Source organism: Clostridium zeae, assembly GCF_017312485.1.
Lineage (GTDB): Bacteria > Bacillota > Clostridia > Clostridiales > Clostridiaceae > Clostridium_AR > Clostridium_AR zeae.
In genome coordinates this window covers 1,351,959-1,376,659 of the sequence record NZ_BMBA01000001.1, presented here as the reverse complement: position 1 = coordinate 1,376,659, position 24,701 = coordinate 1,351,959, and the positions used below count along the sequence as shown (strand labels likewise).

The window sequence follows — 24,701 nt, the reverse complement described above, 5'->3', positions numbered from 1 at the left end:
AAGCATTGCAAATATAATATTTAGATATTGTTTGGTGGAGTTGAGTAATGCTAGCGAAGAAAAGAGGATGGTTTAAACTCATTCAACCATCGACTTACTGCTACCGAATTATTTCGCTGCTTGTTTAGTAATATGTAGCTTTCCATTCTTGGCGGCTTGCTTTCGAGAAGCTTTACTTCTACTAGTGAACCTTCTTCCAGAGATTTTCTAGCGGCGGACTCCATCATGAAGCTAAAGCCAATCCCTTCCTTTAAGAATGTAATGATGTTACTACTAATATTGATATCCAGTGGATATACGTAGTTTTTCGGAAAAACTGAATAGAACCATTCTTGAAATGATTCAGTCAGAATTGCAGAGGATAATAAAGGAAGATTTCTAAGCTCATCGTCTGTGATACCGCATGCAGCATAACTATTCTGTGCCCCAGTAACCAATATGATTTTGTCACTATAGAAGGGTTCACATAAAAATTGGGAAGATTTAATGTCCAAATATGTAAATGCAATATCTAATTGATTCTCATGAAGCATTTGTATCAGTTCTTCACTATGTTCAATAGTAACTTTTATTGCAATTCTTTTATTTTGCTGCATATATTTAAGAATCATGCCTTGAACATGACAATCGTAAATAGAGTGAACAGCACCTATATTAAGTGTATCTTTGAATAATTCCAGAGCTTTAAGCCGAGAAATAGCAGACTCATGTATGCTTAACAATTGTTTAGCATAGGGAAGAAAAACTTCTCCTGCATTTGTCAGTATTACATTTTTATTTGTACGTATAAATAAGGTTTCGCCAATATTATGTTCCAGATGTTTTATCCTGCTGGTGATGGTAGATTGAACCACATGTAGTTGTTCCGCTGTTTTAGTAAAGTTTTTCAGCTTAGCTAAGCAAATGAAGGTTTTTAAAAGCTCATAGTCCATGCTGCAAATCACTCCTCTCTATAATTAATATTTTCGATAGATGCAATTAAATATATTCGTTATACAAATAGAAAAACCTCTTTTATAATAAAATTTGTAAATAACAGATGCAATTATTCTATAAGGAAGTGAGAATATCATGTATATAATGAATTCAGAAATTTTAGTCAATATTATCTTGTGGTAATCAATTAAGACAAGCAATATAATGTTTGCTAATTTGAAATAATTAAGAAAAGATTATTTAAGAGCGAAAGGAAGAAAGTATATGAATAATATTGTTTTGTTGGTTGTAGATGTGCAAAATGCATTGATTAAGAAACATCCTTATAATGAAAAGAAAGTAATTGAAAATATTAAGAAACTTATTTTAACTGCAAGAAGTATTAATAAGGAAGTTATATATGTACGTCATGATGATGGAAAGGGTACCGAATTTGAGAAAGGTACAGATGGTTGGCAGATTTATTATGACGTAGCACCTAATAATAATGAGTATATCGTTGAAAAGGAGTATAATAGTGCTTTCCATAAAACTGGATTGAGAGAGTATTTAGAAAGTAAAAAGATAGATACTATTATACTTGTAGGACTTCAAGCAGAATATTGTATGGATGCTACTTTAAAAAGTGCATTTGATTATGAATATAAAATAATTATTCCAGAAGAAACAAATACAACTTTCGATAACGAGTTTCTATCTGGTGAGAAACTTTATGAATTTTACAATTATAAGATTTGGAATAAACGTTTTGCTAATGTTCTTTCAATGGACGATGTAATAAAAATTTTACTAGGTAATTAATGAATATAAGATGGCTTATCTTAAAGAGGATAAGCCTTTATTTGTTTAAGTTTTGGAAAAAGTCTACGTTAGAACTGATACGGTGAACCGTACCACAAGTAACGCAGACTTTTGCTTAAAGCCCTGGTATGACCAGCATAAAGAGGATTTATTTTAAATAAAACTGTAATAATATATGCTTATTTCAAAAATAGTAGATAACTAATTATGTAGTGCTACTATTTTTGATTTGTGTTGTACACAACACTATTGATATTCATTAGGTGGACATATTAATAACTTCTTGTTTGCTAACATAGCTTAGCAAAATAGCTTCAATAATAGCTCCAACTAGTACCATTAATAGGGGATAAAATATTTCAACTTTTCCATATAGTAATCCAAAGAAATTTATTCCTAGTAATTCTGCAACAGAATAAAACATAAATCGAACGCTGGCAAAACGGCCTAAATATTCATTTGGAACTCTTCTTTGAAAATATGAATTTAAAAATACAAAGCCGCTTGAATTAAACATTGTTGCTAGAAAACATATAACAGAAAAGTATATAACTAAAAGTATAATATGTATATTTAGATATTTTGAAAAATCATTGAATCCAGCAGCTAGTAAAATAGTAAATGGAATAATTTTACCCATTCGACTAACTTTAAGTGAAATAGCATCTGTGAACCTCCTTGTTAGTAAGATAACAATTACAGGTGATACTAAAGTTCCTACAATAATAAATGACTGAGTAATGCTCAGGGCATATACTGGAGCTTTAAATAAGTTGATGATAATAAGAGGTAAACCAATAGTATAAATTGGATTAATAAAAAATCTTGAAGAGCAAATGCCAAGTGTAGCAAATAATAAGTCTTTATTTTTAAATACTAAGTTTACACCTTGTTTAAAGTCCTGCAATAGATATATGCTTTTTTTGATATGATTACTTATCTTGTTAAACCTTAGGAAAATTGTAAATGTCATAACAAGAAGAAATGAAATTGCATCACAGATTAGTACAAATAAAATTCCTGAATTTGAATAAATTGCTGTGCCAAGTATAGGACCAACAAGCAAAGATAAATTTTGAACCCATGAAGTAAAAGAATTTGTTGCAATATAGTCTTTTTCATCAAATAGAAATGGTATTATTGAATTAGTAGCTGGATTATAAAAAGTATCTGCAATAGCATATGTAAACACAATAGAATATATCATTAATAAACTAATTTCTCCATTTACATAAATCATAAACAGCAATAATAATAAAAATAAACCTCTGAATCCGTCAAAAAATATCAGTAATTTTTTACGTTCTATCTTATCAACAATAACACCTGAAAAAGGATACAAGAAAATTTGAGGAATATATTTGGCGGATAAAATGAAAGCAAACATGCTTGATGATTTTGTATGCTCTAATACATAAAGTGATAATGCATAGAAGGTCATAGTACTTCCTAAATTAGAAATTCCTTGACCCAATGAATAGAGTAGAAAATTGCGATTTTTAAATAAATTAAAATTCATTATTATCTCTCCTTTTTAATAATGTATAAGCTTATGTTTTATAAGTCTTTAATATCAATGTGACTTTTAAAGTTTAACGTAGATTGACATCAAAGAAAATGTTTGATAATGCACATTTATTGCCTTCTATTGCTTATAAGATATTTGTTCTCAATCAAAGAGAGATTTCCATAGATTGCCTAGATATTACTTGACAATATTGTATTTTTACAATAAGATATGATTATTATATTAAATGAAAATATGGTATTTTGAGGTTTTTCTACTAATCCATATGTAAAAAAATACCAATTTAATGGTTTTATCGTAAATAGAACCCTTTGGAGTAATTCCAAGGGTTTTTGTTTTAACTTAAATAGTGGATAGAATTATCAATTATTATAATTAAGGTGACAGTCTCATGAGTTATTCTATAGCTTATAATTTAATTATGCATCCTTTTAGAGATTTATCTCTAAAAGGATGTTTTTATTCGTTAGTATCAATTTAATTTCTGTTAAATGAATTTTATGAAATAAGAGCTTTTCTATATCAATAAAGAATAAAAAATACTCATCTTTTTAGTTTATTCTTTGTGCTTTAACAATATATTGATATGCATCTAATTGCCATTTTAAGCTATCATCGATTAATTCTGATATTTTATTGATAAATTCATCATCTTGAGGTCCTCTTCCTATAAATACCTTTAGACAATATCTATCAATATATCCAGTACTAATAAACATTCTTCTGATTTCATTATAAGTAAAGAATTTTAAATGTGTTCTATCTAGTATTCCAGCATCTTCGTAAGTCCAGTTTCCATTTAAAAGCCCTCTTATAACACTATAATGCATAACATTCGGTATGCTAGCTAATATAAAGCCATCTTTTTTTAGAAACCTCTTTAAATCTAATAATACCTTAGAAGAATCATGCAGGTGCTCTAGTACATCTCCAAATATAATATAGTCAAAAAATTCTTCTTCACATTCTATTTTATCGGTTTCTATATTGTACCCTAGTATTTTGGCATTTTTTTGGGCTATTTTTGCAGCATTTAAGTTATACTCGACACCATATATATTAGCATTTTTATAAATATCTTTTATTCTCATTAATGTAGCTCCACAAGCACAACCAACCTCTAATACATTTATCGCCTTATCCTTTGGTGAATCCATTAAGCTTATAATGTTATGATTAACTCCACAGGAATATCCTATATCAAAGCCCCATTTATCTTTAAATTTAATGCTATTAGTAACCATTAAATTATTAAAAGCAAGTGAGTCTGCACCGAAGCTTACACTTCCATAGTGATGAATAAAGGTATCTTTACATAAAATTAGTTTGTATCCTGCATCAGTAATTCTAAAGCAATAGTCATCATCTTCATAATTTCCAGGTGAAAACCTTTCATCTAGGAGACCTATCTTAGCAACAACTTCTTTTTTTACAAGTAAACAAAATCCTATTAAAATAAGTCTATGCTCCCAATTTTCACTATTTGATTTATTATATTCTTCCGCAAATGCTTTCATTTCTTCTAAGTTATTGTAAGTTACAGCTATATTTTGAAAGTTAGAACAGTTGTTAGTAACAGGACCAACTGCCCCTACACTTTCATCACTATATAAAGCAGTAATTAAATTATCAAGCCAATTTTTTGTCACTACAGTATCATTATTAAGAAGTAAGATATTATCTCCTATTGCTATCTCTATTCCTTGATTACACCCTTTGGGAAATCCCTTATTATCTTCATTAAATATTGTTCTTATGTCCTTTTGCTCTTCTAACCACTTAGATGTTTCGTCAGTTGAATTATTGTCTACAACTATCAATTCATATGAATCTTTCTCTGTAAATTCTCTAATACTTTCTATACATTGTTTTGTATGTTCAAATTTATTATAAGTTAGTATGATTATACTAGTTTTCATCTATTTCTCCTAAATTTTCATTTACTATATAAATTATTATTAAACCTCTTTACCTGTTCATGAAATTTATAATTTATATATATAAACTATATGTTTTTACTTCTTAAAAGTCATAAAAACGTGAAGGATTCTCTATCAAAAGGCATTCAAGTTGTGACATAGTCAATCCATGCTGAAGACAATGTGGAACAAAGTCCTTAATCAAGGCACAATAGCGTTGAGTTCCATTTTCTTTATCACTTTCTTCATACATATCGTAGTCCTGTGATAATAATACCTGATGATTATAGCCGTGTGCAAAGGCATGCTTAAGCAAGTTTAATCGATCTGCATAGGTACCTTCTTGAATGATATCGAAGCCAACCCAATAGCCACTTTGAGCTACAGCTAAAATAGTTTTGAGATTGCTCTCTTTGTCTGCATGAGCCCAAACAAATTTGTGAGGAGGAACCTTCATTTCGTATAGAATGGACATAACCTGCTTCATTTGTTCAGCTTCCAGTACATGACAATGAATTGGAAGTCCAGTTGCTTTAGATGCTAGTGCAGCCGCTCTTAGCATAGCTTCATCCACTTCACTAATCTTCCCTCGATCAAAAAGTAGTTTGATATAGCCTGGCTTGATTTTTACACCTTCGATGGTATCTATACCTTCTTTAAAGTCCTCAATCCACCTTTTGGCTAAGCATTTCTCGAATTCTTCCTTGAAGATCAGATAAGTGTATTTCGGAATATTTGTGCCTGTGCAAGGAATAATCTTGACTTTAGAGGCTTTTGAAAGTTCATAAAGCAGTTTCAGGTTTTGTCCGCCTATAGGCGGAGAAGCTTCAACAACAGCATCACAGCCAGATGCTTTTAATGCTTTTAATATAGGTAGCACCTTCTCGGCAATTTTTTGGTTATACAGTTCATCATATTGTTTATTAAAATACATATTGCTGGCAAAGTTCTCATCAGATTCCCATTTAAAGTGCTCATGCGCCATCATCATACCCATACTAGTCCTATCTACTGGGCCGGTTACTGTATAAATCATAATGACCTCCTATTAATACTTTACTTTTAATTATATTATAGTGCTTAATAGCTGACAGCAGCATGTCAGTGAATGTAATTTAGTTTATGGCGAACTAATAAAAGACATAAATAACGGTACTTGCTGATGATATGTCTGATAATGTAGTATTATATTAAGGAAATTGAATCTTTATTTCGGATATGTTATTTGAGTATTAGGTAAATAAAATGCACAACAGGATTAATGCTAGATTTAGTTGATATAAAAATTCACTAAACTTATTTAAAGGAGATTTATTTTATGAAACAAGGAAGGCTATTATCGATTTTAATAATAATATCTCAAAAGGGTTTAGTAACAGGAAGAGAACTTGCTGAGCATTTTGAAGTATCATTAAGAACGATATATCGCGATATAGAAGAAATAAGTGAAACAGGGGTTCCTATAGCCGCTATTGGCGGAAAAGGTGGCGGATATTATATTATGGAAGATTATAATATAAATAATATCTTCATAAATAAGAAGGAAGTCGAACCCATAATTGCTGTAATGGATAATTTAAATTCTTTATTTGGAAAGAACCCTAAATTCAATGATATGGTTCTTAAGATTGAAACCTTACGTAATAAAGAAGAACACAGATATAGCAATCTTAATATAAATATGTCTCATTTTGCTATGGAGCAGGAACTTAGAGAATATTTATATTTGATTAATAAAGCCATTGAAGAAAGCAGAGTATTAGAATTTCAATATATAAACAGAAGAATGGAATATTCAAAAAGAATAGTGGAGCCTATTCAGATAGAGTTTAGTGTTGGACAATGGTTTATTATTGCCTTTTGCAGAGAAAGAAAAGACTATCGAAAGTTTAAGCTTATTAGAATAAGAAATATGAAATTAGGAGGCGACTTTATTAAAAGGCAAATTTCGCAACAGGAAATTAAAAAAATATTTGAGTATAGTTATGAAAAAAATAGTATTTTAGTAAAAATGAAGTTTTCTAGCAAAATTGGAGAACAATTAACTGAATATTTTCCAAAGGATAAAATTATACTTTTGGAGGATGGAGGGTATATTGTTGAGAACTTCTTTCCTAATGATGAAGGGTTGAAAAAGTTTATTTTAAACTTTGGAAAGGAATGTGAAGTTATAACTCCACTGAAACTAAGAAAAGAAATATTGGAATACATAGAAAGTATACGTATAAAATACAATGACTAAAGACTGACATGTTGCTATTAGTCATTAACATCTTGGTCACAAGTGGAAAGTTCTTATTTTAAGAAATTTACATGATGATGGGACACAAAGATTTAACCAACTGGAGAATGGAATTAATGGAATAAGTCAAAAAATGTTAACTCAGCAGCTTCGGCAAATGGAATCTGATGGATTAATTATTAGAAAGGTATACCCTGAAGTACCACCTAGAGTTGAATACTCACTTTCAGAATTAGTGAAGAGCTTAAAGCCAGTTTTAGATTCTATGAATATTTGGGGTGGAAATTATATTAAAGCTAATAGACACCTTTATAAAGATTAAAATGCTGATATAACTAGCTTTAATGAAACTGAAGTTACAGTAAGCTATGGTAATATGGCAAAGGTAACGTTATAATACTATTAAATCTCGTTATAATCTAATAAAGTGATTAAAATGTGGATTATAAGACATAATTAAGGATGTACCATTTCGTAATAAAATCAAATTTTTTAAATTCTCTCACCAAAATTCATGAAAGTTTTAAAGATAGGTTTCTGATCGAAGTGGTACATCTTTAATACAAAAGTTAAAAGCATGTGAAGGGGATGATGAAATGAATCCGATAATTGAAGTTAAAAATTTCACCAAAGAATATGGTGATTTTACAGCTGTAAATGATATTTCTTTTACAGTGGAGGAGGGGAGTATTTTTGCTTTTTTAGGGCCAAATGGAGCTGGAAAGAGCACTACGATAAATACTCTATGTACAATATTTGATAAGACATCAGGTACACTTATAATAGATGGAAAAGATGTTACTACACAAAAAAGTCAAGTTAGATCAACAATTGGAGTGGTATTTCAGGATTCAACGCTAGATTCAAAAATGACAATCGATGAAAATCTTAAAATGCATTGTGTCTTTTATAATGTTCCTAAAAAAGAAGTTGAAGAACGTATCCAGTTTGTTTTAAATTTAGTTGATTTATTGGGTGAAAGAAAGAAATTAGTTGGTGCTTTGTCAGGGGGAATGAAACGTAGAGTAGAAATTGCTCGTGGGTTAATTCACTATCCAAAAGTTTTATTTCTTGATGAGCCTACAACAGGGCTTGATCCACAAACACGAGCTCATATTTGGGAGTATATTTTGAAGCTTCAAAAAGAGAGAAATATAACTATTTTTCTTACGACCCATTATATGGAAGAGGCGGAAATATGCGATAAGATTGCAATTATGGATGGTGGAAGGATAGTAGCTCATGATACGCCATATGCTTTGAAAAAAATGTACACTAAAGATAAGGCTTATATCACTACAAAAAATGAAACTGAACTTGAAAAGTTGCTCACAGAATTTGAAATGAGTTATGTAAAAAAAGATACATACTATAAGGTTGACGCTGAAAACATAAATAGTTTATTGAAGGTTTTAAGTATGCAAAAAGATGTAATTACTGATATTGAAATAAAAAAAGGTACCTTTAATGACGTTTTCTTAGAAATAACCGGAAGAAAAATTAGGGAGGAGGCATAATATGAATACTGTATTTGCATTGTGGAAAAGAGGATTGAAAGCTTTTATAAGAAATAAAACAGGTTTGATTTTTTCACTTGTGTTCCCTTTTTTCTTTGTTTATGTATTTGGTGCTATTTTTAAAATTAACTCAATAGAAAACCCTATTGCATATATGCTCTCAGGAGTTATTATAACAACAGTGTTTGAAGGTTCACTTAATCTAGCCTCATCCACCGTTGATGATATGGTAAGCGGCTTTATGAAAGAAGTTTTAGTTTCTCCAGCTAAAAGAATAACTGTTGCTATGGGGCAATTATTATCGGCAGCAACCGTATCTACTATACAAGGAATTATGATATTAATTCTTGGATTATTTATAGGAATTAAATTTACCTCATGGGTAACACCGCTTTGGGTGCTTTTAGCTATGATAAGTGTTGGACTTGTTTTTTCAGGTGTTGGATTATATTTAGCTACCATTGTGCGTAATGGTCAAACGTTTCAAATAGTTAAAACTGCTGTAACTATGCCTTTAACCTTTATATCAGGAGCATATATTCCGTTATCTATGCTGCCTGATACTCTTAGATATGTTGCTTATATCAATCCAATGACCTATGCAACTGCTTTTTTCCGTATGGTTGTTTTGGAAAAAACAAATTTATCCTCTGCAGAACTTGTGAAACAGGGATTAGCTATTGAAATTCACGGATTTGTTGTTACTCCTATTATATCTTTTACTATCATCATGGTTATAGGGGTCATATTTTTGATATTATCAACTTATTCATTTGTGAAAACAGATTTTTCCCGTCTTAATAGAAGTTCAAGTGATGCCAGTGCATTATGGGGGTAATAAAAATCAGTTGATGCCCACAATATTTGTAATTCCTAAGTAGTAAGATCAAACCAACATATCATTAGAAAGATAATTAATGAGGTCTTCTAACTGTTTGTTAATTGAAAAAGAATATGGTATTATGTAATTTCGTAAAGTACTTATTATATATTTTAGATTTATAATTGCTATTTTTACGGATTTATAAAAATCAAAAATAATTCATTGATATAGAGAACAACTTTAAATTTAAAGCTTTTTAAAAACTCTAACGTATTGTGATCAGAGGCTTTACAAATATTGATTGAATATAAAGTGATTCATCTATCTTAGAATTAATAATAACAAACGGAGGAATTGAATTAATGAATAATTTGCCGAACTGTCCAAAATGTAATTCAGAATACACTTATGAAGATGGAGAGGTCCTAATTTGTCCAGAATGTTCTCATGAATGGACTGTAGGATCAGAAACTGAAAATAATGAAAATGTTAAAGTTGTTAAAGACTCCAATGGAAATATTTTAAGTGATGGTGATTCTGTAACAATAATTAAAGATCTTAAAGTGAAAGGTGCTTCATCAGCTTTAAAGAAGGGAACAAAAGTAAAAAATATACGCTTAGTTGATGGAGATCACAATATTGATTGTAAAATTGATGGATTTGGAGCAATGAGTTTAAAGTCTGAATTCGTTAAAAAGATATAAATATGCACCACTTCAATTTTGAAATATAAATTCTAAAATGAAGTGGTGCATTTTTGTATATTAAATATAAATACAGTTCTGATTCGCTAAAATTATTTTATACTTTAATTTTAGATTTCAAAAGTTTACATAATTTAGAGAAACTAAAGAAAGATTTAATAGATGTATTTTTCTCATTATTTATGCTTAAGTTTGTGATTTTTGAAAAGCTATACTTTTTATCGTATAAGGCTTTTACAATTTGGTGAAGCGGAGAATTCTCTGAATACTGGCTCAAGGGGTAGCCGTTAGTACCTTTTTTAAGAGTTATGTATTCAAAATCCTTATATGGGTGATAAAATAAACTAGCTAAGGTTTCCTCATCTAAATTATTTATTCTTTCAAGCATTTTCTCCGTACCGTCTTTTCCTTCTACGTAGCTTAAAGGTGTAGGGATATATAAAGTTCTGTGATTTCTTGGACTTTTAACAATTTCATCGCCCCAAATTCCTACACAGCCTTCATAAATTATGTCAAAATATTGTTCAAATATACTTTGCTGAAACTCAGTGGATGCATAATGAGGACTCTCAAAAAACTTAAATGGAAGTTCCAATGTCTTTGCGGTATTAATAGAGACTTCAACTCTTTTTCTTATACTTTTCTCATCATTATTACGTTCTTCATTAAATTCAGTACCTTCTGCACTTACTTCATAACCATACTGATGAGTATAGCCGTGTAAACCAATTTGGCCACCTTTATTTAGTAAATACTCAATTGTGAAAAGAAAGTTGGCGTTTGGCATGCTATAATGCTTAGATATATCATTGTCAATGCTATTTGGAGGATCAACAAATCGCGGTATCCATGCTATATGAAAGGGCACACCGGCTAAAAACATAAAATCTGCAACTACTCTGAATTTCTCCAAATTGTCAGAATTCAAATACTCATCACCTGCAGTTATGTCTTCAAATCTTATTAAAGCAACTTTTCCAGTAGGTCTTGTATCGAGCTCACTTTTATCTTTATTCCAATAAAGTGAAATAGATCTGCTATTATAATCCCATCTAGATTTAGCATTTAATATTCTGCATATATCAAATAGCGATAAATACAATACATCATCAACTATTGTAAATTTATAATCATCAGTCTTATAATTTATACATATTGAAGATTTCTGTTTAAATTGTATATTTATTTTACCTCTCGTTATATTAGACTCGCCTCCTAGTTGGGTAATAAACTCCAATAGGGGAAGAAAATAACGATTGATATCTCGGTATATAGGACTTTTAAACTTTAATGATTTTCTTTCAAAACTTATTTTTAAATTGGTTTCTATTAAAGATAATTGTTTATCATAAACCATTGCATCACTTCAACTCACTAAAGATTACTATGTACTACTAAAGTATGTTCATAGGTTTATAATTGCTATAAGATTAATAGCTTTTTAGCATTAAATTTAAGTGTGAAGTAGTTCATCTATATAGTTAGCAGTTCAAAATTTGCAATATTTTTTAAATAATATAACAAGAAATAGTTTAAATTTAAATGTATAATTAGTATATCAAAGGAAAAGATAATGAATTTTAGGAGGAATAGAGTAATGAGTATATTAAAAAGTTTTTCACTAGAAGGTAAAATTGCATTTGTTACAGGTGCATCATATGGTATAGGATTCGGTATTGCAAAGGCTTATGCAGAAGCTGGTGCAACTATAGTATTTAATGATATTAATCAAGAATTAGTTGATAAAGGAATAAAGGCTTATGAAGCAGAAGGCATAAAAGCTTTTGGTTATGTATGTGATGTTACAGATGAGCAAAAGGTAAATGAGACTGTTGAAAAGATAGAAAAAGAAGTTGGAGTTATTGATATTCTTGTAAATAACGCTGGAATAATTAAGAGAATTCCTATGATTGAAATGAAAGCTGAAGATTTTAGAAAAGTTATAGATGTTGACTTAAATGCACCATTTATCGTTTCTAAAGCTGTAATTCCTGGAATGATTAAAAAGGGACATGGAAAGATAATAAACATATGTTCAATGATGAGTGAATTAGGAAGAGAAACAGTTTCAGCATATGCAGCTGCAAAAGGTGGACTTAAGATGTTAACAAAGAATATTGCTTCTGAATATGGAGAATACAATATTCAATGTAATGGACTTGGACCAGGATATATAGCAACACCTCAAACGGCACCACTTAGAACAGAAGGACATCCTTTTAATAGCTTCATAATATCAAAGACTCCAGCAGCACGTTGGGGAGAAGCAGAAGATTTAACTGGACCAGCTATATTCCTAGCATCTGATGCCTCAGACTTCGTAAATGGTCATGTTTTATATGTAGACGGAGGGATCTTAGCTTACATCGGAAAACAACCAGAATAAAATAAAAACATATGAAATAACCCACAAAAATCTAAAAATTTTTGTGGGTTATTTTAATGGTAGAGATTTTTAGTAAATGTTTAGTATAATAGATAATTGGGGTGATATTTTTGAAGGTTAATATTTTGTTTAGTTTAGTGTTAATAGTATCAGCAATTGCACTTCTTTATATAGGATATTTTTCATGGAGGAGAGACAAAATATATGTTTCTATAGCTTTGCTTCCAGTATCAATTTATTCATTTGGATATGCTTTTGAGATATTATGTACAAGCATTGAAAACGTAAAGTTTTGGATTAAGGTGGAATATTTAGGGATATCATTTCTACCTGTAGTATGGTTATTATTTGCGCTTAAATTTAATGGGCATAGAGAAAAAATAAAAAAAAGCACAGTAGTACTATTATTTACTATCCCTGTTATAACATTAGTACTTAATTATACAAATGATTTTCATCACCTTTTTTATAAAGATATATACATGAATAATAGTGGTATATTTCCGATTGCAAATATAATAAGAGGGCCATGGTATTGGGTTAATATTATTTATACATATATATTGATGATTATAGGTCTAATAATTTTTATATTTGCTTATTTTAAAGCAGTGTCGATTATAAGAAAGCAAGTTTTATTTTTAATAATAGCCTGGATAATTCCATGGATTTTAGATATTATTTACATGCTACGAGTGTTTCGTTTTGAATTGGATTTATGTCCACTTGCCTTTTCTATTTCAGGAATAATTTCTTCTTATGCTATATTTAAATTTAAATTATTAAAAATTACCCCAATAGCGCTAGAGAAAGTTTTTTCAAATATGTTAGATGGAGTTATAATATTAGATTCTGAAAACAACATAGTTAATTTTAATAATGCATCAAAAAATATTATTTCTGAATTGAAGCACACAGAGGCAGGAGATAAAAAGATTGATGAGGTATTGAAAGCACATAAGGCATTATTAAAAGCTATAAGCAGTGATTCGTATACTGAAAATTTAATCAGTATAAAGGATAAAGGGCAATTAAGATATTACAAGTTAAATATTAATAATATATATGAAGGCTCTGGTGAAAGTATTGGAAAAATACTGATTTTAAACGATGTTACTGAATTTGAGTTACAGCGAGAAAAGTTATATAACAATCTTAAATTTATTGAAACTGTTATGGATGCTATCCCTAATCCTATATATTCTAAGGATGAGTACGGCATATATAATCATTGTAATAATGCATTTACAGAATATCTAGGGATTACTAAGGAAGACCTTATTGGAAATACTGCATATGCAGTATTTGAAGAGAAATTAGCAGAAGTATATGACAAAGCTGATATGGGTTTAATGAAAGAAGAAGGAACTCAAATTTATGAATCAAAGTTAATGCATAGGGACGGCACACAGCATGATGTGATGTTAAGCAAATCAGTTATTATAAATGAACAAGGTAGTGATAAAGGATTAGTTGGTGTTATATTAGATATTACAGAACAAAAAAAGAATAGGGAAAGAATAAATAAATTATCAACACTAAAGGAAGCAATGATAGACATTGGATATTGCATTAATGAAATATCAGATATCAATGATTTACTACAATTAATATTAGATAAGGTTATTAATTGTATTGATCCAACTAACTGTGGTTCTATATTGCTTTTAGACGAATGTGAAAGCTTAAAAATAGTTGCAGCTAAAGGGTATAATTCAGAACAAATCAAGGCATTCAAAATTTACTTGAAAGATGCATGGTTTAAAGATGGGGAAATTATTGATAGAACTGTTATTTTTAATGATATTGATAAAATGGAAATTGTAAGTATGTTAGATACAGCAGAAGGAAAGAAAATAAAATCTTTTATTAGTTCACCAATTTTTATTGATGGTAAGTGCTATGGATTTTTAAACATTGATAGTATATTTAATAATATTTTTGGCGAAGTGGATATAGAATTGATGGAATATATGACAAACCAAACATCTATTGCTATTACTAAGCATAAGCTTTACGAGGAAACTATATATTTATCTCGATACGATAAATTAAGTAATGTATACAATAGAAGCTATTTTGAACAATTACTTCACAACAATATTTATAATGAAAATGCAGACAAAAAAGAGTTTTTTGCAGCTATTTTTGATTTAAATGAACTTAAGTTTGTTAATGATAATTATGGACATTTAGCTGGAGATGAGTTAATAAAAACATTTGCAAAGGGGCTAATCAGTTTAGTCGGAGGTTCTGATATTATAGGAAGATTTGGAGGAGACGAATTTGTTGGAGTTTTCTTTAATGTGGATACCAAGAGTTTAATTGATAGATTTGAGAAATTGAGTGAACATTTTAAAAACAACCCAATAATCTTTGGGGAAAACAAAATAATTTGTAGCTATAGTTATGGTATTGCTAACTTCCCCAAAGATGGAGTTGAGTTTGATCAAATAATAAAAATTGCCGATAAACGTATGTATGAGTATAAGAGTAAAGTAAAAAATAAAGTGAATAAATAACTAGATTGTATATTAATATTGATTTTTAAGTTTGAGAGAAAATGTTTCCATGAATAAGAGGGTAATAAAATGGATTATATGTATTTACACTATTTTACGAAAGATACTAACTTTCCTTTCTTTATACAAACTGGTGAGCATGATATGGGGATGCCTATACATTTTCATTCGGATTTTTCTGAGCTAGTGATTGTATTAAACGGTACAGCTACTCATATTGTAAACTCAGAAAAGTATTTTATAAAAAAAGGAGATGTATTCGTGATAAATGAAAATACTTCTCATGGATACGAAGAAACTTGCGACTTTAAAATTTGCAACATTATGTATAAGCCAGAACATTTACACCAGGTTGGTAATGATCTAAAAAAATCTTCAGGATATGAGGCTCTTTTTGTTATTGAACCATTTTTAGCAAAAGAATATAGTTTTAAGAGTAAACTTAAACTAACTCTTTCTGATTACGAAAAAGTAAGAGAAATTATTTTTGATATGCTTAATGAATATCAAAATAAATATCAAGGATATCAGACAATGATATATTCTCACTTTATGGAGCTGGTAGTGTTTTTGTCCAGGCAGTATGATATTATCAGTTCAGAATTTAAAGATAATGTGATAAATATAGCGAAAGCGGTAGCCTATATGGAAAATCATTTTCGAGAACATATTAATTTAAAGGAGTTAGCTGATAAAGCAGAGCTTTCAGTTAGGCATTTCAATAGAATTTTTAAAGAAAATTATAAAACAACTCCTATGAATTATGTTATTAGACTACGTATTCAGTATGCAGGTTTATTATTAAGAAAAAGCAAGCTTTCAATATCTGATATAGCATATGAAAGTGGCTTTGATGATAGTAATTATTTTACAAGACAATTCAAGAAGGTTGAGGGAGCGTCACCAAAAGAATATCGTTTAAGCAGTGAGAAATTATAGTGTTATATTGAAATGCAACAAAACCACCATGCTTGAAGTATGGTGGTTTTTGTTAGAATTTAATTTATTAGTTATTATAGTGAAAAAGTTTCAGGTTCGCCAGTAAAGGAATAAATAGTAGCAGTTCCTTTAGTAAAATATAATACTGCAAAAATTCCGTCTTCAATGTTGTACATTGATTTTAAGGATGGAATAGTTTCAAGTGCAAGTTCTTTTACTTCACGTCTATCGTCATGGGCAACTTCTCCAGCTAAACGAATCCATTTTCCTTTATTCATAGCAGATATTTCAACCTTAGGGTTTTCTAACATTTGCTTAAAACATTCTTTTTTATTATTTGTAACAATGTATAGCTTTCCTTCATATTCAAAAACAGCACCAAAAGGTCTAACCCTTGGTTGATCTCCCTCTGTAGTTGCTAAATAAAAAGTACGGCTTTCTTGTAAGAATTCTAATGCTTTTTTCATAATTATTGCTCCTCTCCATTACTCATGCAAAATTCACGACATAGTAATAATAACATGTACAACTAAAAAAACAAGTACTATTTTTATGTATTGCTAGGATAAAAAATATACCGTAAAAGAAGCTATTATGGAGAATATCACACAAGCAACATTAACAAAACAACTGTGAATGTTGAAAGATTTTGGGTTTAATAGTGAGAACATTACACAAAAGTGTAGTGTTTTTTTGTTTTTACAATAAATAATGCTAAAAAATTTTTACACAATAAGTTTATATATATAGCTTAAAAATTAGAGAAAACGTTGCAAACACAACAATAACAAGAATAATTTCAAATAACAATGATTAGTTAACACAAAAAAAACTTACATCAGTTTTTATTAACTTTAAAAATTAAACTTTTATGGATAGCAACGCTAGATTGAAAATCAGAAAAGTAAAGAGAGCTAGAAGGTACTAGTTTCTTATAATTAACTCTAACAATGCCAAGAAAAATTATACATCGCTTTTTGGCGATTTTTGTTTTTTATAAGAAGGGTACTATAATGAACCTACAAAGAACAGATAAGGATTTTAGGGGGAACTACAAATGGGAAAAGATATTATTTTTATTGTTTTAATGATGGGGTTGTATTGTTCATTTAACTTACTAGTAAGATTTTGTGATAATGCAATTACTTCAAATCAAATTGATGAATAACTAGTAACAAAAAACGAAAATATAAGCTTATGCAATATGTCAATGCAATTAGGAGGTTAAGGTATGATCTTTTTAGGAATTTTAGTGGTAGCACTGTTTATTTATCTTGGGTATGCACTTCTTAATCCTGAGAAATTTTAAAAATGAAAGATTAAAAGTAATTTTGGAGGTTTATCATGGACATTTTACAAATAGTAATAACTTTAGTTTTATTTATACTATTAATTTTGCCAATGAGCAGATATTTATATAAGGTAGCAACTGGTGAAAAATCTTTTGTTGATCCTGTTTTGGACAAAGTAGATAATTTCATTTTCAAAATAACTGGCGTAAATAAAGAGGAGATGAATTGGAAAAAGTATGCTGCTACATTATTAATAAGTAATGTAATAATGGTAGTTATAGGATATGTAATTTTAAGAGTGCAGGGAATTGGACTTTTGAATCCTAATAAAATAGGAGGAATGGAACAAAGTCTCAGTTTCAATACTGCAATAAGTTTTATAACAAATACAAATCTTCAGGACTATAGTGGAGAGTCTGGACTTTCGTATCTTAGTCAAATGATTGTAATAATATTTTTGATGTTTACTTCTGCTGCTACAGGGTTTGCAGCTGCCTTAGCTTTTATAAGAGGACTTACAGGTAGAACAAAAACTGTTGGTAATTTCTTTGTGGATATTGTAAGAATAATAACAAGAGTCTTTATTCCACTTTCAATAGTAGTTTCAATTATTTTAATGTGGCAGGGGGTTCCTCAAACCTTATCACCTAACATTACAGTGAACACTATTGAAGGCAAATTACAGGATATTGCTGTTGGTCCGGTTGCGGCGTTAGAGGCAATAAAACATATTGGGACAAACGGAGGAGGTTTTTTTGGAGCAAATTCAGCTCATCCTTTTGAGAATCCAACTCCAATAACAAATTTGATCGAAATTCTTTCAATGATGCTTTTACCTGGTTCTTTAGTATTGACCTTTGGACTAATGCTTAAGAATAAAAAACAGGGATGGACAATATTTGCTGCAATGGCATTATTATTTATTATTGTACTTCCAGTAGCTTATTTTGCTGAAAAAGCAGGGAATCCTGTACTTGCACATATTGGTTTATCACAAGCGTTAGGAAATATGGAAGGCAAAGAAGTTAGATTTGGAATAGCTCAATCCTCATTATTCACTACGGTAACTACTGCTTTCACCACAGGAACAGTAAATAATATGCATGATTCACTTACTCCGCTCGGAGGTATGGTAGCACTTTGGAATATGATGATTAATGTAGTCTTTGGCGGTAAGGGTGTTGGCCTTATGGGGATGATAATGTATGCTATTTTGTCAGTATTCTTGTGTGGACTTATGATCGGAAGAACACCTGAATTTCTTAGAAAAAAAATTGAAGGAAAAGAAATGAAGCTAATCGCATTAGCAATAATAGTTCATCCTTTAATAATATTAATACCAACTGGATTAGCACTTGTAACTAAAAGTGGGCTTGCTGGCATCACCAATCCTGGGTATCATGGATTATCGCAAGTACTTTATCAATTTACATCTTCAGCAGCTAATAATGGTTCTGGATTTGAAGGCTTAGCGGATAATACAGTATTTTGGAATTCTATAACCGGATTTGTTATGCTTTTCGGAAGATATGTTTCAATGATACTACTATTAGCAGTTGCGGGTTCACTAGCACAAAAGCAACTCTTGCCAGAAAACGAAGCTTCTTTTAAGACAGATAATAAGATGTTCGTGTTTATATTAGTAGCGATAGTAATTATAATAGGTGCTTTAACATTCCTTCCAGCACTTGCTCTAGGACCTGTATCAGAGCATTTAACTCTAGGAAGGTAGGAATATCCTACTTAAGGTTACTTCATATATAGAATAAAGGAGTTAATTAAAATGAGTAAGAATGAAGGTAAAAAATTTATAAGTAAAGAAATAGCATTAAATGCTTTTAAAGATTCCTTTAAAAAATTAAATCCTAAGAGCATGGCAAAAAATCCAGTAATGTTTATTGTAGAGATAGGATTTATAATTTCTTTAATACTCACTGTATTTCCAGATGCCTTTGGAAAAAGTGGTGGAAACTTAAGGATTTACAACGGTATTGTTTGTTTTGTACTATTTATCACTGTGTTATTTGCTAATTTTGCTGAAGCTGTAGCAGAGGGAAGAGGAAAAGCACAAGCAGAAACCTTAAAAAAGACTAGAAAAGATACAAAAGCAAAACTTTTGAGTAAAAATGGAGAAATAACTGAAATTAGTGCAAGTGATTTAAAAAAGGGAGACATCGTGCTAGTTGAAACTGGTGACCTAATTCCAAATGACGGTGTTGTAATTGAAGGTCTTGCATCAGTAGATGAATCTGCAATTACTGGTGAATCTGCTCCAGTGTTAAAGGAAGCTGGTGGTGATTTTAGTTCAGTAACAGGAGGCACTAAAGTTCAGAGTGACTGGCTTAAAGTTGAAATATCAGCATCTCCAGGCGAATCCTTTTTAGATAAGATGATAAGTTTGGTTGAGGGCGCATCAAGGCAAAAGAGTCCAAATGAAATTGCATTAAGTACAGTTCTTGTTAGTTTAACAATAATATTTTTAATTGTTATTGTTTCACTTTTACCTATGGCTAAATATTCGAAAGTTGATATTCCTGTGTCTACACTTATAGCACTTTTGGTTTGTTTAATACCTACTACAATAGGGGGACTTTTATCTGCAATAGGAATTGCTGGAATGGATAGAGTTACAAGGTTTAATGTTATTGCAATGTCAGGTAAAGCAGTAGAAGCTTGTGGTGATGTAGATACAATGATCTTAGATAAGACAGGAACCATAACCTTTGGAAACAGAATGGCGGCTGAGTTTGTAGCTGTTGGTAAGCATACAGTAGAAGAAGTTACAAGATTTGCAGCACTTTCCTCAGTGAAGGATGGAACTCCTGAAGGAAGATCAATAGTAGAACTAGCAAAAAAGAATAATGTAATAATTGAGGAAAAAGAGTATAAAGATAGCGAGTTTATTGAGTTTACTGCTCAAACAAGAATGAGTGGAATGGATATAAGCGGAGGTGTGAAAATTAGAAAAGGAGCTACTGATGCAATTAAAGGTTTTGTTAAAGAATATGGTGGAGAAATTCCTGAAGAATTAGATAGTATAACAGAAAGAATTTCAAAGCTTGGAGGTACACCTTTAGTAGTTGCAGTTGATAAGCATATAGTTGGTGTTATATATCTAAAAGATACGGTAAAACCAGGTTTAGTTGAAAGATTTGCAAGGCTTAGAGAAATGGGAATAAAGACAGTAATGTGTACTGGAGATAACCCACTTACTGCTGCTACTATAGCAAAAGAAGCTGGAGTAGATGACTTTATAGCAGAATGTAAACCAGAAGATAAGATTTTTGTGATAAAGAAAGAACAATCACAAGGTAAAATTGTAGCAATGACTGGTGATGGTACAAATGATGCTCCTGCTTTAGCTCAAGCTGATGTTGGGCTAGCCATGAATAGTGGAACTCAATCAGCAAAAGAAGCTGCAAATATGGTTGATTTAGATTCAGATCCTACGAAAATTTTAGAAGTTGTAGAAATAGGAAAGCAGCTGCTTATAACAAGAGGTGCATTAACCACATTCAGTATAGCAAATGATATAGCTAAATATTTCGCAATAATCCCTGCTATATTTGCAGTTGCTATACCTGAAATGAATAAAATAAATATAATGGGACTTGCGACACCAACTAGTGCAGTTCTGGCAGCATTGATATTTAATGCAATTATAATACCGCTGCTAATACCTATAGCAATGAAAGGCGTAAAGTATAAGCCTATGAAAACTGAAAGAATGTTACTTAAAAATATAATGATTTATGGAGTAGGTGGAGTGATTGTACCCTTTGTAGGAATCAAATTAATTGATATATTAGTTTCACCACTTCTTAGAACACTAGGTATATAGCTATTGGAGGATATAAAATATGAAAAGTATAATAAAAAGTTCTTTATTGATGACTTTAGTGTTAATTGTGATATGTGGAGTTGCATATCCACTTCTTGTAACAGGTATAGGGCAAGTAGCCTTTAAAGATAAAGCTAATGGAAGTATAATTGAGTTTAATGGAAAGGCAACTGGTTCAAAGCTAATTGGTCAAAGCTTTACAGATCCAAGATTTTTTCAAGGAAGAGTATCAGCAGTTAACTATAATACCTATACTGAAGATGATAAAAAATTAGATAATAGCGGAAAAGCAGCTTATACTGGAGTAGCATCAGGTTCAGCGAATTTAGCACCTTCAAATCCAGCATTGACTGAAAGAGTAAAGAAAGATCTGGAAGCTTTCTTAAAAAGTCATCCAACTATTAAGCAAGAGGATATACCAGCGGATTTACTTACTAGCTCAGGTTCAGGTCTAGATCCAGAGATAAGCCCTCAAGCTGCAAGAATACAAATTGATGCGGTTTCAAAAGCTTCAGGCATTGATAAGAAGACATTAGAAGATATAGTGGTAAAGCATACAGAAGGAAGAAGTCTAGGAGTATTTGGAGATGAAAGAGTTAACGTATTGCTTGTTAATCTTGATATTGCAGATATTTTAAAAGGTGAAGGAAAGCTGTAGGTTAAAATAGTAGAGGATTTAAAAATATAAATTTTATTACGAAATGGTACATCAATAAATACACCACTTCAGAGCTAAATATTCTTTAGGAGAGGAATATTTGGAAAGAGGTGGTGTGTCTATATGTATTTATATCAAATTAAGGAATAAATTGGGTATTGATAAGCGTTGAGAGGTGATTAGATGCTTTCAGAAGATTATTCAAAAGTAATTGGATTAAGTGAGTTTAAAGCAGAACCATTGATGATTTTAGATAATGGATATAAAGTAAAGTATATAAATGATTCTTTCAAACAATATTTCAAGGTTGATGAGGGAAAGGCAATAGGTGAACATTTATTTAATATAATAAAAAATGTAGATTTCTTTAATTTTATTTTTGATTCAGTAAAATATAATTTGGACAGAATTTATCAAATAAGTGTTATATTTAATAAAAGACTATATTACTTTAACGTATCAGTAAAATCAATAGTGGATGATAAATCCTTTATAATGGTGTTGTTTACTAGGTTAAGTGAAACTGAGATAATTAGTATTATAAATAAAGAAACGGTTAAATGTATTTATGAAGATTTAATTGAGCCAGTAGCATCTCTAACATTAGCAGCGGATATGCTTAATAATATGTTAGAAGGATTAACGGATAAACAAATTCAAGCAATTAATGTAATATGGGAAGAAGTAGAGAAGATAAGTTGTATCATTAAAGGTTACGTTTGATTTTAATTGAGGTGAAGGATTTGAAAACTATTAAAGGTAAATTGACGGTAGTGTATATTGCTTTAATATTGATTATATTAGTTGTCGGAGCGGTTTCAGTTTTTAATGTATATACTCTTGGTAAATCAATAGATGGATTGATTACAGATAATTATAAAAGTATAGATGCAGTAGATAAGATGAGAAGAGCTATAGATGCACAAGATAGAGGAATACTAAAATATCTTCAGGGTGAAAAAGAAGATGCAGTAGAACTATTTTATGAAAACAATGATCAGTTTAATAAGTGGTATTATTTTGAGGAATATAACATTACTGAAAATGGTGAAGAAGATGCCGTTAAAAAAGTGAATACAAAATATGTTCAATTTAATAAAATGTTGTCTGAGCTTCAGGAAAAAGATAATGTGGCAGCTAACGATTTTTATAAAAAAGATATAACTCCTACACTTAATGAATTAAAAACAGATTTAGATGCATTGTCGGAATTAAATGAAAAAGCTATGTTTGATAAAAAACAACTTACAAGTAGCAGCGCTGAACATTCTATTTATATAATTTTTATAGTTTCTATAACTGCAGCGGCAGTTGGACTTTTCTTATCTGTAATCTTTACTAATAAATTTATTAGACCTATATATCTTCTAATAAATGCAGTTAAGTCGGTTAAAGAAGGAGAAGTAAATAAGCAGGCGGCTATTGTGTATGATGATGAGATTGGTCTTTTAGCCAGAGAATTTAATAATATGACCTATCGATTGTATGAATTTGAAAAAAGCACTAAAGGAACACTTTTAGCAGAAAAAAATAGATCTACAAGCATCATAAAAAGTATATCTGACCCATTGATGGTTCTTGATGCTAGCTTTAAGATTAAATTCGTGAATGATGCATGTGAAAGCTTTTTTGGTATTGACGAAGAAAACATCTTTAATAAACACTTTCTTCAAGTTGTTAAAAGAGTAGATTTATATGATTATGTATTTAAGATAGTTAGTGAAGGCAGTGAAGATGAGGGCGAAATAATTGATATAAAAAGAAATAATAAAACCTACTTTTTTAATGTTACTACTAGACCGATTAAAGATAAGGACTTGAAAATTGATGGCGTAATAGTATTGTTTAAAAATGTAACCGAATTAAAGCAACTAGAGATGTTAAAAACAGATTTTATTGGTACTGTTTCTCATGAATTAAAAACTCCACTTACATCTATAATGATGGGGGTAGGACTGTTAAAAAACAATAAAGTAGGAAGTTTAAACGAAAAGCAATTAAGAATAATCGAGACCTTTCAGGAAGATGTAGAAAAACTTAATGAATTAGTTTCGAATCTATTAAAGATATCTAAATTAGAAACTGATAGGGCGGTTTTTGATATAGAACCATGTAATATATTAGATGTAATCAATAAATCAATAGATGGATATACAGAGCTACTACAAGAAAAACGATTATCTGTTTATTATGAGTTATCAGAAAACCTTCCGAACGTAATGGCTGATCAGGAGAAGGTAACTTGGGTTTTAAATAATATAATTTCAAATGCTATAAGATATACGGAAAAAGGTTATATAACCATAGGAGCTTATAGTGATGAAAGTAAAATATATATTTACGTTAAAGACACAGGAAGAGGAATACCATTTGAGTATCTAGAAAAAATATTTGAAAAATTTGTGAGAGTTGAAGGCGTTCAGATAATGCCTGAAAGTACTGGACTTGGTCTCTCTATCGCAAAAGAAATAGTCGAAGCTCATGGAGGAGAAATATGGTGTGAAAGTAACGTTAATGAAGGTAGCAAATTTATTTTTACTTTGCCAATAGAGAGTAGAGAAAATGAATAGAAGTTGTACCAAGTGGTTACTTA

General features: G+C 30.2%; 20 protein-coding genes and 1 pseudogene. 15 read left to right on the top strand and 6 right to left on the bottom strand.

Features of this window, described 5'->3' with window-relative positions; genetic code table 11:
- Window positions 1-50 precede the first annotated feature (50 nt).
- Complete coding sequence (locus J3477_RS06425) at window positions 51-932, bottom strand: LysR family transcriptional regulator (protein WP_206868834.1); 882 nt, start codon at window positions 930-932, stop codon at window positions 51-53.
- Between the two features lie 268 nt (window positions 933-1,200).
- Between J3477_RS06425 and J3477_RS06420 the strand changes: the two genes are divergently transcribed.
- The gene (locus J3477_RS06420; protein WP_206868832.1) at window positions 1,201-1,737 is read left to right on the top strand and encodes a cysteine hydrolase family protein; all 537 of its coding nucleotides are present in this window, start codon (window positions 1,201-1,203) and stop codon (window positions 1,735-1,737) included.
- Window positions 1,738-1,996: 259 nt separating this feature from the next.
- Here the strand turns inward: J3477_RS06420 and J3477_RS06415 are convergent, their stop codons facing one another.
- The 3 genes from J3477_RS06415 to J3477_RS06405 all read right to left on the bottom strand — a co-directional run bounded on the left by J3477_RS06415 (window position 1,997) and on the right by J3477_RS06405 (window position 6,220).
- The gene (locus J3477_RS06415; RefSeq protein ID WP_206868831.1) at window positions 1,997-3,256 is read right to left on the bottom strand and encodes an MFS transporter; all 1,260 of its coding nucleotides are present in this window, start codon (window positions 3,254-3,256) and stop codon (window positions 1,997-1,999) included.
- Window positions 3,257-3,816: 560 nt separating this feature from the next.
- Window positions 3,817-5,184 (bottom strand): glycosyltransferase, encoded by a 1,368-nt coding sequence (locus J3477_RS06410; protein WP_206868830.1) that lies wholly within the window; start codon window positions 5,182-5,184, stop codon window positions 3,817-3,819.
- A gap of 103 nt (window positions 5,185-5,287) precedes the next feature.
- Complete coding sequence (locus J3477_RS06405) at window positions 5,288-6,220, bottom strand: phosphotriesterase family protein (RefSeq protein ID WP_206868829.1); 933 nt, start codon at window positions 6,218-6,220, stop codon at window positions 5,288-5,290.
- A 282-nt stretch (window positions 6,221-6,502) separates the two neighbouring features.
- Here J3477_RS06405 and J3477_RS06400 point away from each other — a divergent pair, with 282 nt between their 5' ends.
- The 5 genes and pseudogenes from J3477_RS06400 (at window position 6,503) to J3477_RS06380 (ending at window position 10,470) form a co-directional block, all read left to right on the top strand.
- The gene (locus J3477_RS06400) at window positions 6,503-7,426 is read left to right on the top strand and encodes a helix-turn-helix transcriptional regulator (RefSeq protein ID WP_206868828.1); all 924 of its coding nucleotides are present in this window, start codon (window positions 6,503-6,505) and stop codon (window positions 7,424-7,426) included.
- A gap of 31 nt (window positions 7,427-7,457) precedes the next feature.
- Window positions 7,458-7,748: pseudogene (locus J3477_RS06395) on the top strand (winged helix-turn-helix transcriptional regulator); the annotation flags it as partial.
- Window positions 7,749-8,022: 274 nt separating this feature from the next.
- Window positions 8,023-8,943 (top strand): ABC transporter ATP-binding protein, encoded by a 921-nt coding sequence (locus J3477_RS06390; RefSeq protein WP_206868827.1) that lies wholly within the window; start codon window positions 8,023-8,025, stop codon window positions 8,941-8,943.
- A 1-nt stretch (window position 8,944) separates the two neighbouring features.
- Window positions 8,945-9,781, top strand: a complete 837-nt coding sequence (locus tag J3477_RS06385; RefSeq protein WP_206868821.1) for an ABC transporter permease — start codon at window positions 8,945-8,947, stop codon at window positions 9,779-9,781.
- A 347-nt stretch (window positions 9,782-10,128) separates the two neighbouring features.
- The gene (locus J3477_RS06380; protein ID WP_206868820.1) at window positions 10,129-10,470 is read left to right on the top strand and encodes a zinc ribbon domain-containing protein YjdM; all 342 of its coding nucleotides are present in this window, start codon (window positions 10,129-10,131) and stop codon (window positions 10,468-10,470) included.
- A 97-nt stretch (window positions 10,471-10,567) separates the two neighbouring features.
- Here J3477_RS06380 and J3477_RS06375 read toward each other — a convergent pair whose 3' ends face one another.
- Complete coding sequence (locus tag J3477_RS06375) at window positions 10,568-11,827, bottom strand: DUF2334 domain-containing protein (RefSeq protein WP_206868819.1); 1,260 nt, start codon at window positions 11,825-11,827, stop codon at window positions 10,568-10,570.
- A gap of 240 nt (window positions 11,828-12,067) precedes the next feature.
- Here J3477_RS06375 and J3477_RS06370 point away from each other — a divergent pair, with 240 nt between their 5' ends.
- The 3 genes from J3477_RS06370 to J3477_RS06360 all read left to right on the top strand — a co-directional run bounded on the left by J3477_RS06370 (window position 12,068) and on the right by J3477_RS06360 (window position 16,317).
- Window positions 12,068-12,856 (top strand): gluconate 5-dehydrogenase, encoded by a 789-nt coding sequence (locus J3477_RS06370; RefSeq protein ID WP_206868818.1) that lies wholly within the window; start codon window positions 12,068-12,070, stop codon window positions 12,854-12,856.
- A 110-nt stretch (window positions 12,857-12,966) separates the two neighbouring features.
- Window positions 12,967-15,378, top strand: coding sequence for a histidine kinase N-terminal 7TM domain-containing diguanylate cyclase (locus J3477_RS06365; protein ID WP_228731220.1), 2,412 nt, complete (start codon window positions 12,967-12,969; stop codon window positions 15,376-15,378).
- A 69-nt stretch (window positions 15,379-15,447) separates the two neighbouring features.
- A complete protein-coding gene (locus tag J3477_RS06360; RefSeq protein WP_206868816.1) occupies window positions 15,448-16,317 on the top strand; it encodes a helix-turn-helix domain-containing protein in 870 nt (289 codons plus the stop codon).
- Between the two features lie 74 nt (window positions 16,318-16,391).
- Here the strand turns inward: J3477_RS06360 and J3477_RS06355 are convergent, their stop codons facing one another.
- Window positions 16,392-16,784 (bottom strand): pyridoxamine 5'-phosphate oxidase family protein, encoded by a 393-nt coding sequence (locus J3477_RS06355; protein ID WP_206868815.1) that lies wholly within the window; start codon window positions 16,782-16,784, stop codon window positions 16,392-16,394.
- A 764-nt stretch (window positions 16,785-17,548) separates the two neighbouring features.
- On the opposite strand from J3477_RS06355, the gene kdpF reads away from it, so the two are divergent.
- The 6 genes from kdpF (at window position 17,549) to J3477_RS06325 (ending at window position 24,678) form a co-directional block, all read left to right on the top strand.
- Window positions 17,549-17,626 carry a K(+)-transporting ATPase subunit F gene (gene kdpF, locus J3477_RS26375; protein ID WP_206869679.1) on the top strand — a complete coding sequence of 26 codons (78 nt, stop codon included), beginning with the start codon at window positions 17,549-17,551 and terminating at the stop codon, window positions 17,624-17,626.
- A gap of 35 nt (window positions 17,627-17,661) precedes the next feature.
- Window positions 17,662-19,341: a potassium-transporting ATPase subunit KdpA gene (kdpA, locus tag J3477_RS06345; protein ID WP_206868813.1), complete on the top strand. Its 1,680-nt coding sequence runs from the start codon at window positions 17,662-17,664 to the stop codon at window positions 19,339-19,341.
- A 51-nt stretch (window positions 19,342-19,392) separates the two neighbouring features.
- On the top strand, window positions 19,393-21,450 hold the full coding sequence (gene kdpB, locus J3477_RS06340) for a potassium-transporting ATPase subunit KdpB (protein ID WP_206868811.1): 2,058 nt from the start codon (window positions 19,393-19,395) through the stop codon (window positions 21,448-21,450).
- Window positions 21,451-21,469: 19 nt separating this feature from the next.
- On the top strand, window positions 21,470-22,108 hold the full coding sequence (locus J3477_RS06335; RefSeq protein ID WP_206868809.1) for a K(+)-transporting ATPase subunit C: 639 nt from the start codon (window positions 21,470-21,472) through the stop codon (window positions 22,106-22,108).
- Window positions 22,109-22,291: 183 nt separating this feature from the next.
- Complete coding sequence (locus J3477_RS06330) at window positions 22,292-22,831, top strand: transcriptional regulator (protein ID WP_206868807.1); 540 nt, start codon at window positions 22,292-22,294, stop codon at window positions 22,829-22,831.
- A 20-nt stretch (window positions 22,832-22,851) separates the two neighbouring features.
- On the top strand, window positions 22,852-24,678 hold the full coding sequence (locus tag J3477_RS06325; protein WP_206868805.1) for an ATP-binding protein: 1,827 nt from the start codon (window positions 22,852-22,854) through the stop codon (window positions 24,676-24,678).
- Window positions 24,679-24,701: the final 23 nt, after the last annotated feature.